The sequence below is a fragment of the Chryseobacterium sp. CG10_8 genome (genome assembly GCF_058117085.1).
In genome coordinates, this window is record NZ_JBYVEB010000028.1 from 1 (window position 1) to 17,914 (window position 17,914).

The following is a 17,914-nucleotide window of genomic DNA, read 5'->3' on the forward strand; positions in this document are numbered from 1 at the left end:
GTTCTATACTTTTTAATTTTACTTCGTTAATCTAAAGGATGTCGATTATTTTGATTAACCCTATTATCTTAATGATCTTGCTCTCTATAGCAATGGTTTTCTTTTACCTTAGTCTTAATCTCGACCTCAACCTTAGCCTCAATCTCATTCTCTACCTGTCTTGGTCTTGGATTTTTCCTCCTATGATCATTATACTCCCAGATTTTTACTATTATAACTAGAATGACGATATGATTAGGGGGAGTTTAACTTAGATTATATTTTAAGCTCTAGTATTTAGCTTTTCATGGTGGAGGATATATTTCTAACCTCTATTAGGCAGATATCTTGATTTGTATTAGATTGAGGTTAGTGAGTGTCTAATTTATATTGATTAATCATAGTAGTTTAGAAAAAGACATATGTTTTAAGTACTAATTTGTCGACTGGTTTTAAATAGAAAAGCTCCGATTTCTCGAAGCTCTTATTATTATAGTGTTTTTAATATTTTGTATTAAGGACTTAAAGTTCCTCCAATTTTGGTTGCTACAGATGATACTGTAAAGCTTGAACCTTTTGTTCCACCACTATAATTACCTGCTGAATATAGTCCGTTGAACTCCGTTCCATTAGAAACACTTCCGCCTGTGTAAATATTATAAGTTTTACCAGTTACTACTTTTGCGCTTGAATATAATAATGTTGAGTAGGATTTTGGAGCTTTAAATGTTAAAGCCTCTGTTCCATCACTTGATTGTAAATGGATAATTTGAGCAGAGCCACTTCCTAACATGACTGAATTTTGTGTTGAAGAAGTAGCTGGTAAGTTTGTTCCACCTCCAATTCCAACAATTGTCCCTCCTTTTATTTTGAAAGTTCCTCCATCAGTATCAATCCCTGCTTCTGGTGAGGAAGAACCAACGGCTACTGTTTTTCCACCTGTAACTGTCATTGTTCCGTTAGTATCAATTCCATCATTTGTGGAGCTGTAGGCATATATATTCTCCCCATTGATATATAAAGCACTTATTGCATTAATTGCGTCATCTACTGCATTGATTTCTATTGTACCATCGTTGATGGTTAGTGTACTTTTACTTTCGATACCTTCTCCTTCGCTGGTAGTGATATCAAATGTCCCTCCATTAATTGTGATATACGCGTCAATAGTGGTATCTGTATCATAAGAAGCTGCAATTCCGTCGTCGGCTGCATTAATATCATAAGTTCCATCATTGATAACGATAAAGCCTTCTTCGCAGTCAATTCCGTCACTTGATGATATGATGTTAAGTGTTCCTCCATCTGCAACAAAATAATTATTGGTATGGATTCCATCGGATACAGCTGAAGTTACATTAATCGTTCCGTCAATTACTCTTATATAATCATCACTACAAATGCCATGTTTGTATAAGCTAGAAACATTAAGCGTACCACTTCCGCTAAAAACCAATTGTCCTTCGCTAAAGAATGTTGCCTTTGCATCTTCTCCCGTTGTTGTTGTGTAGGAACTGCTATCCTTTAAAGTATTGCTAGTTCCGTCCGCAAGGACTACAAAAACTCTTTTTTCTGACTGTATGTTAATTGCAGGACCATCGTTATTGGTAATCGTTGCACCGTTTAGAGTTAATTTAAATTTTTTATCGCTGTAGATTTTAACTGAACCACTGGTTGTTGTACCGCTTATTTCGTAGGCTACTTCTGAAACTGTAGAGTTTATAACAACATCTCCACTACTTTGCGTAACAGTTACACCGCTTCCATCCAATGGATTGGTTATAGTTGCTGATGTGCCAGAAAATGCAATTTTTACTGTGCTGCTGAAGGTAGAATTTGCTAAAAGGTCATCCGCATCCGCATAAGCATCAGTATTACCTTCTGCGGTTCCAGTTGTATTAGTGTCGGAAATTGATACCGCACTACTGCTACTTGAACTTGAGTCTTCAGTAACATCTTCATCTCGGTTACATTGTACAACTAATAAAGTTGATAACATCAGAACCAAAGAAAAGCCATAAATATTTCTAAACTTCTCTAATACCGTGTTTGATTTAGAATTCTTCATAATTTCTGATTTAAAAGTTATAAAAGAATAAATGTTCTTCATTCGTAATTTTTATACTAATTTACAGGTGATTTGTTCCCTTCTCAAAATAAATGAGGTGAACAAGTAAAATCTGTCGATGAAGAGATTTGTTTGTTTTTGTAAGAAATGAAGAAGTAGGTTGGCTTTGACTTTTAGGTCTGAAAATAATATAGCACCTTTCCTAAATTTAAGAAAGGTGCCTTCAATTATTAAAATGTTTCTTTAAACTAAGAGTAGAAAAAAGATTGATGACTAGCCATTTTAGGTCTATGACAACATCATTTTTGCTTTTTTGACTCCTTCAACAAGGCGGTCAATTTCTTCAAAAGTATTATATATAGCAAAACTTGCTCTCACTGTGCCTGCAATATTGAAAAATTCCATGATAGGTTGTGTGCAATGATGTCCAGTTCTTACAGCGATGCCCATTTTGTCAAGAATCATTCCCGTATCAGAAGCAATGCCCGCTCCCAATAGATTGAAACTTACCACACCAGTTCGATGTGCTTTTTCACCGTATATTTTTAATCTTTCAATTTCAAGAAGTTTCTTTTGTGCGTAGTCGAGAAGATCCGTTTCGTGTTCTTGGATATTTTTAATTCCAATTTCTAACATAAAATCAATGGCAGTTCCTAAAGCGATATTGCCTTCGATATTGGGTGTTCCTGCTTCGAATTTAAAGGGAAGACCTGCGTAAGACGTTTTCTCAAAGGAGCAAGTAGCAATCATTTCACCACCTCCAAAAAATGGCTGCAAACTATTCAAAATTTCCTCTTTTCCATACAAGATACCCGTTCCTGTCGGCGCGTACATTTTGTGGCCAGAAAAGGCAAAAAAATCACAATCCAGATCCACAACATCAATTTCAAAATGCGGTACAGCTTGTGCTCCGTCAATAACAATCCATGCATTAGATTTTTCTCGTATGATCTTTACCATTTCTTTCACGGGATTCACAACACCTAACGCATTAGAAACGTAGTTGAACGAAACGATTTTTGTTTTTTCGTTGAGATTATTCTCTAAAAAATCAAGCTGAAGAATTCCGTTTTCGTCGATAGGAATAACTTTTAGTCGGGCACCAGTTCTTTCGCAAAGCATTTGCCACGGAACGATATTAGAATGATGTTCGAGATAAGAGATGATAATTTCGTCCCCTTCTTTAAGAATTTGGGAGTTAGAAATCGAATAAGCAATCAAATTGATGCTTTCGGTAGTCCCACGAGTAAAGATTACTTCGTAGTCGTGTTTTGCACCAATAAAATTTTGAACTTTTTTTCTGGAATTTTCCATTTCCATCGTTGACTCCTGACTCAGGGTGTGAATTCCACGGTGAACATTAGAATTGATGGTCTCGTAATAATTTTCGATGGCATTAATGACACAAAGAGGTTTCTGCGAAGTAGCAGCATTATCGAAGTATACCAACTGTTTTCCATTGATTTCTTGGTCGAGAATAGGGAACTGAGCTCTTATATTTTTTAGGTCCAATGTTGTATTATTTAGAATGGTTCAAAGTTAGTGAAAATTTAGCCGTAAAAAAACCTGTTCAATTTCTGAACAGGTTATGTTTATTGTGATAAGATTAATCTTATTCAGCAGCAGTTTCCTCAGCTGGAGCTTCACCACCTTCAACTGGAGCTTCTCCTTCCACCACTTCTTCTTCTTCATCGTCGTCATCCATAATAGCACCACCTTTAAGAGCAGTTCTTGCCATTTTAACAGCAGCAACAACAGTGTTATCAGGATGCATGAAAGTATATTCTGCTTTTTTGATATCACCAATGTAGATTTTGTTACCAATTCTCAATGGAGTTACATCGATAACCACTTCATCAGGAAGATTAGCAGGAATAGACTTCACTTTTAATCTTCTTACAGGCTGTCTCAATACACCACCCGCAACAACACCTCTTGCACGACCAGTAATTCTAACAGGAACTTCCATAACAACAGGTTTGTCTGCACTTAACTGATAGAAGTCAACGTGAAGAATTTTGTCTGTAATTGGATGAAACTGAATATCTTGTAATACAGCTGGGATTGTTTCCCCGTCGATTACTAATTCCACCGTGTGTGCGTCAGGAGTATACACTAAGTGCTTGAAAGACTTTTCTTCTGTAGAGAAGTTAAGAGTTTCTTTTCCTCCATAAACAACACAAGGAACTAATTCAGCATCACGTAAGGCTTTGGTAGATTTTTTACCTACGCTTTCTCTTTTTGCGCCTTGAATTGTAATTGATTTCATTTATAAAAAATTTTAAAATAAGTTTCTTTTTTTCTTGGGCGTGCCCTCTCAAGATTTGCAGATTCTTCTCCCAAAAAATCTTTCGAGGTCGGGCTTTTCGTTGCAATCTTTTCGACTTTTTTCAAAAGCCAAAAAGGATTTTCACTTCAATCTCTCACGCAAACGTTCGGATAATAAGCTTGTTTTCAGTTAGATAATGAATTTACCACTAATTGATTTGTGCTCATGAACCATCTGCATAACATCCGCAAATAATGGGGCGCAAGATAGCACTTTTATTTTAGATGACAAATTATTTTTAACTGGAATTGTGTCGGTTACGATGACTTCTTCGATTTTAGAATTCTGAATATTTTCGTAAGCTTTTCCAGAAAGCACACCATGAGTAGCCATTGCTCTAACAGATTTTGCACCTTTTTCGATTAAGATGTCCGCTGCCTTGCAAAGTGTCCCAGCTGTATCAATCATGTCGTCAATCAAGATAACATTTTTATCCACTACATCTCCGATCAGGAACATCTCTTCCACAACATTCGCTTTTTTCCTTTCTTTATAAGCAATCACGACTTCGGCTCCAAGATAACCTGCATAATTTTTTGCTCTTTTGGCACCACCCATATCTGGTGAAGCGATGGTTAGATTATCTAATCCCAAAGACTTAATGTGGTCAACAAAAATGGTAGAAGCGTACAAGTGGTCAACAGGGATTTCGAAGAAACCTTGGATTTGGTCTGCGTGCAAATCCATCGTCATAATTCTGGTTGCGCCAGCTGCAGTCAAAAGATTTGCTACCAATTTGGCGCCGATTGGCGCTCTTGGTTTGTCTTTTCTGTCTTGTCTTGCTAACCCAAAGTAAGGGATTACCACCGTAATATTCTTTGCTGATGCTCTTTTTGCAGCATCAATCATAAGTAACAGCTCTAACAAGTTGTCTGCTGGTGGAAAAGTAGAACCAATTAAGAAAACACGACCTCCTCTTACAGATTCGTCTAATACCGGTTCAAACTCTCCATCACTGAATTCTTGAAAATTAATCTTTCCAAGTTTTTGTCCATAAAAGGTTGCGATTTTTTCTGCCAGTTCTTTGCTGGTCCTGGTTGAAAAAAGATAACTCGACTGCGCCATTTTTTGATTTTTAGAAGTTGTGCAAATTTATAAAAAATAAAAAACCACCCGCAATAAAATCGAGTGGTTGTATTAATTTTACATTTTCATGTAATTATGGATTAAGGAAATTTCACACCTGAATAAGAGTTGGCATTAACCTGAGGTAGGGTAGAACCGTACTTACTGTTAATAGCTTTGATAAACTCGTTAGCAATAACTGCGTAACCTCGTCCAGTTAAATGTATCCCATCAAGGGAGAATGTTCCTCCGGTTGCGAAGGTAGCTGTGTATCTTACTCCATCATAGATGAGACCGGAGCTAGCAGAAAGCTCTTGCATTTTTTTGTTTGCATCAACAAACGCTAAGCCTTTGGTGTCAACCACGCTTTTAATCACCGTATTATAGGTATTGGTAGCGGTGATAAGGTTTTCAATTTCTTTCGCGGTCAAAACGTACTTGTCTGTCAATGGAACTGCAGTTCCTGCACTCATTCCAGTAGGATTACAAGTTGCATCATATGGTTTCATTAGAGATGACGCAGTTAATAGAATCAAGTCCGTTGATTTTGTCTGACGATAAGATTTAAGTGCGGCATTGAATCCTGTTAAATCAGTCAACTCGTCGTCTAAGATAACTGCTCCATTAGCAACAGCTCCTGCTGAAAAAGTGATAAGTCTTTTTTGATATTCGGCATCTGATAACAATCCATAGTTTTTCATGGTTAACAATCCTGCATTATAAGGTGCATAAGCAGAGTTAAGTTGGGTTACTTGCGCTGCTGTTAAATTTGTTATTGGTTGACTAGGTACTGTTGTGAAAAAAGGTATGGATGTAACATAAGGAATGTTAGCAACAACACCTTTTGCTCCACTAGAAGTCAGAGTATTAATCAAAGTGCTATATACCGTCTGAAAAGTTGTGGTATCTGTAATTGGATCAGTTCCATCTCCTCCTGTGGTTGCGTAACCAAGAACATCATTGTTTCCAATCCAAAGTGAAAAGAAGGTAGGATTCTGGGCCATAGCGTCTTGTATCACGGAGGAAGTTGTTGATGTTGCAAATCTTGCGTAGTAAGGATTTGCGGTAACAGGATTCGATACTAATCCAGATGGATTTCCGTATCCAGGATATAGCAAGTGGTAAGACTTTGCTCCTGGAACCCCAAGATTTTGATAAGGTCCTGAGGAAGAAATATTGTCAAGATTAGCACCAGGCGCAGAAGGTTTTGGAGCTAACGCATTATTACAGTCTAGTCCAAGCGTTATTTTGCCGTAGAAACTTGTTCCGCCACTCAGCGTAAAAAGATTAGTAAAGCCTCCTGTGTTGTTTGGCATCATAGGTTGTTTGAAAGTTCCTCCTCCAGCCAACATCATTTGTTGAGCAATGATATTTGGAAAGGATTCGTTTTGTCCATCAATATAAAGTGCTCCATCTCTAAAACCAGAAGTAAGGGAGTTACCTAAAGAAACATACTTGCTGAAATCGGCAGAGCCACTTGTTACCACAACATCTGCAACATCTGTTTCGAAATCAGTTTTACAACTTATACTTGTTAGTAAGGCAGAGGCTGCGATACAAGTTAAAAATATTTTTTTCATAATTTTTTTAAATTAAAAAGGATTGTAAGATAAACCAAGTCCGAAATACAAAGCCTTTGATTTGGCTTGTCCACTGAATCCTAAAATTTCATTATTAAATGTTCTGTGTTTCATGAAGGCATAAGCACCTGCGATATCGACACCAAAAGATTTACTAATCTGATATCCAAGACCTGCAGTAACAACTCTGTTATCAAATGACGGACTTTCCGGACTGTAATTTTCATCAGAGTAAGGAGATTCGTCATAATACCAACCTAGTCTACCTGCTAATTTTTCGGTTAGCATATACTGGGTACCCAATCTGAAGCTTTTTGCATTTTTCCAATTTTTGATAGAAACTGATTTAGTAGGATCAGACGTTTGATTTCCAACAGGTGCATTTTCGAAATCAACAACGAGACGGTTGTATCTTTCCCAACCATGATAATTGAAGTCGGCTGATAAAGACCATTTTGGTGTAACTTTATAAGTTGCCCCAATAGTATATTCTTCAACCAATGGAAGTGTTGCCGTAAAGCCGTCTTGACCATTAGCATCCAATCCGAGATTGTTGTACAAACTGCTTGAGATATTGAATGTTGCAGTTCCATTCTTAGCTTCCATATCCACAGGAGAACGATAGGCAACGCTAATATCTAAATTTTTGTCAGGACGGAAATAAAATCCAAATCCAAAACCTTGTCCAGAAGCTTTTTCATCATTAAGATTTAGCGAGCCACCAAGTTGTGTTGCAGCTCTGTCCCAATCTACACTTCCTTTTGCATAAATATAGCTTCCACCAAATGATAGCCATGGTGCCAACTTTACGGAAATCATGGGTTGAAAGTAGAATGCCTTTAATTCAATGTTTTCTACCATTTCCTTTCCATACCAGTCAGAAGGATACTCAACAGTACTTCCAAAAGGAGTTGAGAAACTGAAACCTACCGATAGATTATCCACTATCTTATAAGCAATTGCTCCATAAGCAGGGGTTCCCATTGGATTGTTTGTTTCATAGGACTGTAATGTTGAAGTGTTTTGCGTTGTAACTTTTGCTTTAATACCAAAGCCACCAGCGGCAATACTTAGTTTGGAGGGAATGAAAGAAATACCTGCAGGATTAAAAAATGCAACACTTGCATCTTCTGCATGAGCACTGGTATGTGCTTGAGCAAGTTGTCTAACTCCTTGCAAAGAAACCCGAAAGCCTCCGGCGTAAGAAAAGACACCTGCTAAAATAGCAGTAGAAATAAAGATCTTTTTCATAAATTTCGTTAATTATTGAAGTCAAATATAGAATTATTTTGCAAACTCTTGTTAATTTTTCTTAAAGATTTTGAACTGATATTATTTAGTGAATAGAATTTTGGTTTTAGGTTTTATATAAATTTGATGTTATTCGTAAAGAATTGTTATGTTTTAAAAGTTCATTATGTAAATGTTTTAAAGGCAGTGCTGTTCGTAAGACTGCGATTACTTTTCAATGAAAGCTGTGAATTTGTAAGTGCAAATAGAAAAATAGCTGATGCATCTACGGTTGTTGTAATTAATTGGCGATATGGATAATTGGATTGATAATGAGATAATTACTTAAATTTTTTGTATGAAAACAGAAAGAAACAAAAAAATCATACATTTGCAGAAACAAATAGAGTTAATATGAGTTGTGGATGCAAATCGTCCGACGATTCTACACATAACTGCGGTACAAAGTCAGAAAACGGATGTTCCAATGTAGATCACTGTGGAAATAGTTATAAATTAAGTGTTTTCGATTGGCTTTCTAATATAAATAATCCTGCTTCCAAAGACCATGATTGGGTGGAAGTTAGGTTTAAAAATGATAGAAAAGGTTTTTATAAAAACGTTAATAATGTACCTTTACACATAGGTAGTGTAGTTACTGTAGAGTCCAGTCCTGGACATGACGTGGGAGTTGTAAGTCTCACAGGTGAGTTGGTTAAGATTCAGATGAAAAAGAAAAAAATCTCTGAGGAAAACCCACTCAAAATTTATCGCGTTGCCAACCCGAAGGATGTTCAGACTTGGCAAGATGTACGTAAGAAAGAGGAAGCTGTTAAGCGAGAGTCTAGAATGATTGCTAGCAATCTTCGATTGGATATGAAGATTACTGATGTAGAGTTTCAGGGAGATGGTGGAAAAGTTACGTTTTATTATACATCTGACAGTCGAGTAGATTTTCGTCAATTGATTAAGGAATATGCAGTAGCATTTCGCACCAAAATCGATATGAAACAAATTGGTTTCCGTCAGGAAGCTGCAAAAATTGGAGGTATTGGTTCTTGTGGTCGAGAGTTGTGTTGTTCCACTTGGTTGACCGATTTCCGCTCTGTTAATACCAATGCTGCACGTTATCAGCAATTAAGTATTAATCCTCAAAAATTGGCGGGACAATGTGGAAAGCTTAAATGTTGCCTTAACTTTGAGTTGGAAAGCTATCTAGATTCTTTAGGAGACTTTCCAAGTTCCTCAACTACTTTAGATACCGAAAAAGGAAAAGCTTTTTGTATAAAAATCGACGTCTTCAAAAAGAAGATGTGGTTTGCCTATGTAGAAAGTTCAATTTCTTGGTACGATTTAGATGTAGTAGAAGTCAAAAAACTGATTCAGAAAAATAAGAAAGGAGAAAAGATTCCTCCTTTAGAAGAACTGAAATCAAAAGATTCCTTCGAAAGAAATGTAGATATTATTGAGGAAAACCATGTTGATAGATTCGAGAAGAAGCGTCGAAATAACAATAACAACAATAGGAAGAAGAGTAATAATAATCGCAATCCTAATCAGAAACCGCCTCAGCAGGAAAAGTCCACTCCCAAACCTTCAGAAAATAGAGGTAACAAGGGAAATGGAAATCCTACCAACAATGCTAATAATAACAATAATGGGCAAGGTGGTAATAATGCTAATAAAGGAAATAATAAGAATCGAAAAAAACATAATAAACCAGCGCCAAAACCTAATGAAAGTAAATAAGCTACTTACACTATTTTTTGTCTTTTGGATATTAATAGGATGCAATAGCTCTTCCGAAGAAGTGAAGATGGTTTCTACCAATGGAGTTTGGAGTAAAAAGCAAAGTTTGGAAATCCCTTTCGAAATCAAAGACAGCAATCCGAAAAATATTATATTTGTTTTAAGAAACAATAACGATTATCCATATAGTAACGTGCGTTTCTTTGTTGATTTGAAGGATGGTAAGAATAAATTAATTAAGACAGATACCCTTAATTGTATTATTGCGAAACCAACTGGAGAATGGATTGGTAGTGGGTTTGGAGACATCAAGGAAGTCGAGTTTATGTATAAATCAGACTTTAAGTTCCCGCAACTAGGAAAATACAAAGTATCAATAAAGCAAGCAATGCGAGTTGATAAACTGAAAGGCATCGAAGATATTGGATTGAAATTAGTAACAGTAAAGCCATAAATCATCTATGGAGAATAATAAAAATACTAAGAAAGCAAGTACATTTCCGCTTCCTCCTAAAAAGAAAAGCACAGGATGGAAGAAGTGGGTGAAAATTATATGGATTTCCTTCATAGCATTAGTTTTGGGGATTTCAGGGTTGTTTTTTGCCGTTTCTCAAGGATTTTTGGGTGATATGCCTGATGTCAAGCAGTTGGATCACCCTGATATTTATGTTGCGTCGGTAATTTATTCATCCGATGGACAAGAAATAGGAAAATTTGAGCAAGAGAAAACGACTCCAATTAAATATGCAGATCTTCCTCCTCATTTGGTTTACGCACTACAGGCGAAGGAGGATGAGAGATTCAAAGAACATTCGGGGGTAGATTTACAAGCTTTTTTGCGTGCAATTGTGTATGGAGGAAAGCGAGGTGGAGGTTCTACCATTTCTCAACAGTTGGCGAAACTTCTTTTTACACCAGAGCCATCTACCAATAGGATTGTCCGTCTGACTCAAAAGATGAAGGAATGGGTGGTTGCAGTAAGTTTGGAGAAGAGATTTACTAAAGAAGAAATTGTAGAATTATATTTTAATAAATTCAACTTTAATAATGGGGGTAACGGTATTGAAATGGCTTCTAGAATCTATTTTAATAAGACCGCAAAGCAATTAACCCTTCCTGAAGCAGCTACTTTTGTGGCAATGCTGGAGGCGCCTTCTAGAAATAGTCCTTTGAAAAACCCAGAGAGAGCAAAGGAGAGACGCAATATGGTGTTGAGAAAAATGTTGGAGACTGGGTATATCGATCAAGCGACGCATGATAAGGCTATTGCTGCTCCTGTGGTTGTTGATTATCAACCTGTGAAAACAGTATCGGAAGGCTATTCTGCATATTACAAGTTCTATCTTAAGAAAGAGATCGAGAAGTATTTAGAAAATTACGAAAAGGAAACAGGTAAAAAACTAAATTTATATAAAGACGGTCTTAAAATATATACCACTTTGGACTCCAAAATGCAAAAGTATGCGGAGGAGGCCACCAAAGAACATTTGGTAAGTTTGCAAAGAAGTTTTGATAGGGAGCATAATGGTAGAAGAAATCGTCCCTTCTATGATGTTTCGGATCAAAAAGCAGAGGCAATAATTATTGCGGCAATGAAACGAACTGGACGTTACAGAATGTACAAGGCAGACAGCATGTCGGAAGAAGCTATTATGGCTGAATTCAAAAAGCCTATTAAGATGTCCAAATTTACTTGGGACGGAGAGGAAGATGTAGAGATGTCTCCTTGGGATTCTATCAGGTACCACAAGCAAATCGCAAGATCTGGTATGATGTCAATGGTTCCTGCGACTGGCGAGATTAAAGCTTGGGTTGGAGGTATTGATTGGCAACATTTCCAGTATGATCAAGTATTTCAGGGTAAAAGACAGGTAGGGTCTACCTTCAAACCATTTGTATATGCCACAGCTATAATGAAATTGGCTTATACACCATGTACACTAGTTAATAGTGGATCTTACAATAAAGGAGGTTGGCACCTTGCTGGTAAGGGAGGAATGGTTCCTATGAAAGTAGGTTTAGCTCATTCCCTTAACCCAGTTGCTGCTCGATTAATCGAAGATGCAGGGGTTGACAATGTAATACAGTTGGCTCGTGATCTAGGAGTGACAAGCGAACTCAAAGGAAATAATTCGATTGCTCTTGGAACGGCTGATGTTACTATTTATGAGATGTTAGGGGCTTATAGTACTTTTGCAAATTTTGGAAACTATCAAAAACCAGTGATGATTTGGAGAATTGAAGATGCCAATGGAAGGGTTATTAGTGAAGTAAAACCAACGATTAAGGAAGTGATGAATCCAAAATATGCTTATTCTATGATCGAAATGATGAAGGGGGTAGCAGAATTTGGAACCGCTTCTGGCGAGTTGAGAAGAAGAGGGATTAGTGCGGGTGTTGATATTGCAGGTAAAACAGGAACAACTAATGATAACGCGGATGGTTGGTTTATTGGATTAACTCCAAAACTGGCAACTGGTGTTTGGGTAGGTTGGGAAGATATGCAATCTCACTTTGCAAGCACAGGTGAAGGACAAGGAGCCAAAATGGCGTTGCCAATATGGGCAATTTATATGAAGAAAGTATGGGCTGATAAGACCTTAGGGATTACACCAGAAGATAAATTTACCAAGCCGTCAGATTGGCAAGGAGGATGTGATGATTTGAGAGGAATGGGTGGATATGGTGACGAAGGTGGCTACAAAACTCTGGATGAGTTGAAGAATCCTACGATACAGCCAAAGAATAATACAGGTTCTACAAGTTCTGGTAAAAAGGAAGAAAATATCAACGATGCGCTCAGTAAAGATGAAGACATCGATTTTGATCAATAATAAATTAAGCCTTCAATTTCTGAAGGCTTTTTAATTGAACGAGTTATTTGAAATTTATGAATTTAGAAGAAATTTCTAGTCCTTTTTTGGAAAGCTTTCCCGGAGATTTTTCTGGAAATCTTATGCAGCGACAGACATCCGGAGTTTTGTTTTGCACGGTTTCCCCTGTAGGGTTTTCTGAACCAAAACTCCTTGCCTTTAATGAAAGTTTATCAGAAAAAATAGGCTTAGGGAAATTTGAGGTTGGAGATTTGGACTTTTTGGTTGGCAATTATTTGCAGGAAACCGTGAAAACTTATGCTACTGCTTATGCTGGACATCAGTTTGGAAGTTGGGCTGGACAATTGGGGGACGGAAGAGCTATTTTTGCTGGTGAAATTCAGAATTCTTTAGGTGGAAAGACTGAACTCCAATGGAAGGGAGCAGGAGCTACACCTTATTCGAGGACGGCTGATGGAAGAGCTGTTTTGAGATCTTCTGTCCGAGAATATTTGATGAGTGAAGCGATGTATCATTTGGGCGTCCCAACTACTAGAGCTTTAAGTTTGTGTTTGACTGGAGAGGACGTGATTAGAGATATTCTTTATGATGGGCATCCAAAGCCTGAAAAAGGAGCCGTAGTTATGCGTACTGCGGAAAGTTTTTTAAGGTTTGGTCATTTTGAATTGTTGTCCGCCCAAAAGGAAAACGAATTACTTCAAAGGTTAGTAGACTTTACCATTGAAAATTATTATCCCGAAATAATTTCGGAGGGCATTCAAAAATATAAGGATTTTTTTGAGCAAGTTGCTCGAAGAACTGCAGATTTGATGGTGGAGTGGTTTCGGGTAGGCTTTGTTCACGGGGTGATGAATACCGATAATATGTCAGTTCTTGGTTTGACTATTGATTATGGTCCCTTCGCCATGTTGGAAGATTATGACCTTAATTTTACTTCCAACACAACAGATATTCCTAGCCGTCGATATGCTTTTGGGAAGCAAGGTCAGATCTCGCAATGGAACCTTTGGCAATTGGCAAATGCATTGTTTCCTCTAATTAGAGATGAAGCTTTTCTTGAGCAAGTCCTTAACGACTATAGTTCTTATTTCTGGGAAGAGTATGATAAAATGATGCTTCGAAAGTTTGGGCTAGATGATTTGAAATCTGGCGATGAAGAGTTTTTTACTGAATGGCAAAAGTTGATGGAGACCTGTCAATTTGATTATGCGCTGTTCTTTAATGAAATTGAAAATCTAGAGAGCATCAATTATTCTACTTTCTTTGATAAAGTTTCTTATTCAGAATTTACCCCTGAAAGGGAGAATATGCTTAGACTTTTTTTGGAGAAATTTAAAATTCGAAAATCCCAAAATATAATATCAGATCAAGATTCATTGACACTCATGCAGCAAAATAATCCTAAATTTATCCTTCGCAATTATCTGCTTTTTGAATGTATTAATGAACTAGAATTAGGGAATGATACACTTTTTAACCGACTTTGGGAAGCATTACAAAATCCCTACGAGGAGGTTTACCCAGAATTTTCACTCAAAAGACCAGAGAAATATAATGACACTCCTGGTTGCTCAGCTTTGTCATGCAGTTCCTAAGTATAGGGTAATTGTCGTAATTAATTTTACTTTTGCAAAAAAAGTCATCATTTGAAAGTAATTAGAAGTATTGGTCAGTTTTTATCGTTGGTCTTGCCCTCCTCTTGGTTAGAAGCTGGGCTGTTTTTGTTCTTTTTTGTTTGTTATGGTTTCCTAGGAAGTTATATCGCACTCAATTACAGCATTATTTTTGATGATAGAATTCCGTGGGATGCCTATTTCAGTTTTGACAATCGAGCAATAGTTATGAATGGAGGAGGATTCGAAAGACATCCATTGACTTATTATTTTTTCAACTGGATTAGGGAGTTTGCATTGCTTTTCTCAGGGGGCAAAGTGGATTCAACTTTTCGATTGGTTTTGGCTTTGTGCAGTAACTTGATGGTTTGCTTGGGAATAGTTCAAGTTTTTAAATATCTAAGGAATATTGTTAAGCTACCTTTGAAAATCATTTGGATGATTTTGATTTTCTATGCATTGTTTTCGACCAACATCCTTTTGAGCTTTACTCCAGAAACCTATGCTTATTCATTGTTTTTTTTGACGCTGTATCAATATTATGTTGCAATAAAAATTAAAAAGGATAAAACGATTCCTATCTATGCATTAACCCTTGGGGGAGTTGCTATTGGCGGAATTACCACAACCAACTTGATTAAAGTTTATCTTCCTGTGTTATTTGAAAAGGGACTTTTTAAAAGTTTTACTAGATTCTTTAATACCTTCAGTCGTGTGATGATTTCATTGATGATTTTTGTGTTTCTATTTTTGTATAGAATTCAGTTTGACTATCAGATTTTGTTAAGTAAGACTGGTGAACAATATGACAAATTCACCAAATTAAAAAGTACGCCGCTTTGGGATATGATTTACTCGTGGTTTTTTGGTGGGAACATTTTGTTTTCGAGTTTTGTGGTGAAAGATTATAAGTCCAAAGCTGGGTTTGAGTATAAGGCACTTTTTATGGATGTTTTTTCCTCTCCGGTTTCTTATGGTGTCACCGCTCTTATCTTTTTGCTAGTATTTTGGAGTTGGATACGCAATTTTAGAAATAAGCTACCTCAGATGCTGATGGTTCTTTTCCTGTTTGATATTTTGATTCATTGTGTGCTTAAATTTGGGATTAATTGTTCTTATATCTATGGAGGACATTTTGTTTTTGTAATTCCTATGATGTTAGGATGGTTATTCTTCTCATATCGAAACTCACCAAAAATTCTAACATCTCTATCCATGACTCTCATTTTGATTTCTGTTTTTGTCGGAATCAATAATCTTTATCGGATGGAAGAGTTTTTTATTTATTTGGACCACTACTACCAATAAAAAAACCGGAGCAAGTCCGGTTTTTATTTTGTTATAATCTCAAATACTATTTCGCTTCTGCGCAGAAGATATTATACTCAACAACTCTTGCTTCTTTGAAGATCTGTTTCACTTTTGCAAGGTCTCCTTTCGCTGATTCTCTGGTGAAATAACTACCCGCTAGAATTTTATAATCAGGACGTAGGGAAGCGTCTGTAATCACTTTGATATAAGGGTATTTAGAACGGAAATACGCTTTCACTTTGTTCGCTTCATCATTGCTCTTCACCACATTAACTTGGATTTTATATCCTTGTATTTTTGGATTTTGGCGACAAACCTCCTCTGTTGTCAAAGCTCGGTTGGGAACCAATACTTTCTTTTTTGTGGTAGTAGTTGGTGTACTTGTTCCATTTGTGGCTGTGGTTTTCGCGCTTTTTGAGCAGCGTCCTTCCATATCAAGTAGACCTTGATTAATTTTTTCATCCATAGAAATTGTTAGTTCAGTACCATTGAGGGTATCTTTTTTAACAACGTCTTGTGCTTTGAAACCTATAGTAATGCATATGAATGCAAACAAAAATGCAATTTTTTTCATCCTAGAATTTATTTTGGCAAAAATAGTATAAATAAAAATTATTCCAAACTCTATTATTTAGAATAATTACAAATTAACCAAAATGATTATATGCATACCAAAAGGGCTGTTAATTTCTGTTAAAAATGTTATTTTTGCGCATTATTATGTATTCCGAATATTCTCACGGAAAAATTTACTAACACAAGACTATATAAATGATTAGTTGGAAAAAGCATTACAAAAGAGGGCTGATTGTACTAAGTTTGTTACTTTCAACCAGTGCTTCTATTTACGCACAAGGAGATGCCAAAAACGGGGAGAAACTATTTAAAGCCAATTGTGCGGCTTGTCACGCTTTAGATAAGCAAATGACAGGTCCTGCTCTTAAAGGTGTAGTTGACCGTCTGAAAACCGAACAGGGACTAGAAAAAGATTGGTTCTATAAGTGGGTTAAAGATAACAAGGCGCTTCGTGCTTCTGGAGATAAATACGCGAATGAAGTATTTGAAAAATTCAAGAAGGTTGAAATGACTCAATTTCCAAGTCTCAACGATAAGGATATCGATGATATTTTGGAATACACTACTAATCCGCCTGCTGCGGAACCAGCAGCTGATGCAGCCGCTACAGATGCTAATTCTATTGCTGCTATTGAGGCTAGCAAAGAGCAGCAGAATAATTCTAAAATCGTAATCATTTCATTAGCTGCAATCGGAGCGTTATTGCTTTGGTTACTTCTTAAATTGAAGCAGCTTGTTAAAGTTCAACAATCATCGGAGCTTTCTGACTTGGATCAGACAAGGGTGAAATCTTTTGGTGAACTTTATACGAAATATAATACTGTTGGTAAGGTCATTCTTGGTTTTGTTGGATTGATGGCGTTTTATGGAGTGTGGAACTGGATGATGTGGATTGGTGTTTACAAAGGATATCAGCCAGAGCAACCAATCTATTTCTCTCACAAAATTCACGCTGGAGAAAATAAAATCGACTGCCAAATGTGTCACTCTTCTGCAAAATATGGTAAGGTTTCTGAAATTCCTTCAATGAATGTTTGTATGAATTGCCACAAGACTATTTCTGAATATAATGGTAAATATATCGAGCCAGGTAAGAGTAAAGAATTCTATACTGGTGAAATTCAAAAGATATATGCAGCGACAGGATGGGATCCAGCAACTCAACAATATACTGGAAAGACGAAGCCAGTTGAATGGACTCGTATTCACAATATGCCAGATTTTGTATACTTCAACCACTCTCAACACGTAGTAGCTGGAGAACAAGCAATCATGACAGCATTTAATAAGAAAAATCCAGACAACAAGATTGATGTGGTTTGTAAAGCTTGTCACGGAAAAGTAGATACAATGAATGTGGTACAGATGGCTAATGATTTCACTATGGGATGGTGTATCGAGTGTCACAGAACTACAGAAGTGGATATGGCTAATGGATACAACCAAGCATATTTCAAAAAACTTCACGATAAACTGAAAAAACAATATCCGACATCCGAAGGAAAGATTACAGTAGATGCAATTGGCGGATTGGAATGCGGAAAATGTCACTATTAATAAATCAACTTAAAAGCAGAAGT

The 17,914-nt window shown here is 36.7% G+C and carries 13 protein-coding genes; 6 read left to right on the forward strand and 7 right to left on the reverse strand.

Translation table 11 applies throughout. The features are described from left to right. Positions 1–493 precede the first annotated feature (493 nt). From AC4AGG_RS06670 to AC4AGG_RS06695, 6 genes are all read right to left on the reverse strand, one after another. Positions 494–2,047 (reverse strand): carbohydrate-binding domain-containing protein, encoded by a 1,554-nt coding sequence (locus AC4AGG_RS06670; RefSeq protein WP_489771213.1) that lies wholly within the window; start codon positions 2,045–2,047, stop codon positions 494–496. 288 nt (positions 2,048–2,335) lie between these two features. After that, positions 2,336–3,559: an aminotransferase class V-fold PLP-dependent enzyme gene (locus AC4AGG_RS06675; RefSeq protein ID WP_489771214.1), complete on the reverse strand. Its 1,224-nt coding sequence runs from the start codon at positions 3,557–3,559 to the stop codon at positions 2,336–2,338. Positions 3,560–3,659: 100 nt separating this feature from the next. Continuing rightward, complete coding sequence (locus AC4AGG_RS06680) at positions 3,660–4,316, reverse strand: 50S ribosomal protein L25/general stress protein Ctc (RefSeq protein WP_489771215.1); 657 nt, start codon at positions 4,314–4,316, stop codon at positions 3,660–3,662. A gap of 189 nt (positions 4,317–4,505) precedes the next feature. Further along, on the reverse strand, positions 4,506–5,441 hold the full coding sequence (locus tag AC4AGG_RS06685) for a ribose-phosphate pyrophosphokinase (protein WP_489771216.1): 936 nt from the start codon (positions 5,439–5,441) through the stop codon (positions 4,506–4,508). A gap of 101 nt (positions 5,442–5,542) precedes the next feature. Further along, the gene (locus AC4AGG_RS06690; protein WP_489771217.1) at positions 5,543–7,021 is read right to left on the reverse strand and encodes an SGNH/GDSL hydrolase family protein; all 1,479 of its coding nucleotides are present in this window, start codon (positions 7,019–7,021) and stop codon (positions 5,543–5,545) included. A gap of 12 nt (positions 7,022–7,033) precedes the next feature. Next, positions 7,034–8,272, reverse strand: coding sequence for an OmpP1/FadL family transporter (locus AC4AGG_RS06695; RefSeq protein ID WP_489771218.1), 1,239 nt, complete (start codon positions 8,270–8,272; stop codon positions 7,034–7,036). A 393-nt stretch (positions 8,273–8,665) separates the two neighbouring features. Between AC4AGG_RS06695 and AC4AGG_RS06700 the strand changes: the two genes are divergently transcribed. Genes AC4AGG_RS06700 through AC4AGG_RS06720 form a run of 5 tightly spaced genes read left to right on the forward strand, consistent with a single transcriptional unit; the run spans position 8,666 to position 15,755 of the window. Further along, positions 8,666–10,000 carry a PSP1 domain-containing protein gene (locus tag AC4AGG_RS06700; RefSeq protein WP_489771219.1) on the forward strand — a complete coding sequence of 445 codons (1,335 nt, stop codon included), beginning with the start codon at positions 8,666–8,668 and terminating at the stop codon, positions 9,998–10,000. Next, a complete protein-coding gene (locus AC4AGG_RS06705) occupies positions 9,987–10,454 on the forward strand; it encodes a gliding motility lipoprotein GldH (RefSeq protein WP_489771220.1) in 468 nt (155 codons plus the stop codon). Before AC4AGG_RS06700 ends, AC4AGG_RS06705 begins: the two co-directional genes overlap by 14 nt. Positions 10,455–10,461: 7 nt before the next feature. After that, complete coding sequence (locus AC4AGG_RS06710; protein WP_489771221.1) at positions 10,462–12,834, forward strand: penicillin-binding protein 1A; 2,373 nt, start codon at positions 10,462–10,464, stop codon at positions 12,832–12,834. A gap of 56 nt (positions 12,835–12,890) precedes the next feature. Continuing rightward, complete coding sequence (locus tag AC4AGG_RS06715; protein ID WP_489771222.1) at positions 12,891–14,429, forward strand: protein adenylyltransferase SelO; 1,539 nt, start codon at positions 12,891–12,893, stop codon at positions 14,427–14,429. A 51-nt stretch (positions 14,430–14,480) separates the two neighbouring features. Beyond that, a complete protein-coding gene (locus AC4AGG_RS06720) occupies positions 14,481–15,755 on the forward strand; it encodes a DUF6080 domain-containing protein (protein ID WP_489771223.1) in 1,275 nt (424 codons plus the stop codon). A gap of 46 nt (positions 15,756–15,801) precedes the next feature. Here AC4AGG_RS06720 and AC4AGG_RS06725 read toward each other — a convergent pair whose 3' ends face one another. Continuing rightward, a complete protein-coding gene (locus AC4AGG_RS06725; protein WP_489771224.1) occupies positions 15,802–16,332 on the reverse strand; it encodes an SPOR domain-containing protein in 531 nt (176 codons plus the stop codon). A gap of 197 nt (positions 16,333–16,529) precedes the next feature. On the opposite strand from AC4AGG_RS06725, the gene AC4AGG_RS06730 reads away from it, so the two are divergent. Further along, entirely contained in the window at positions 16,530–17,891 is a 1,362-nt protein-coding gene (locus tag AC4AGG_RS06730; protein ID WP_489771225.1) for a c-type cytochrome, read from the forward strand. The last annotated feature ends 23 nt before the right edge of the window (positions 17,892–17,914 follow it).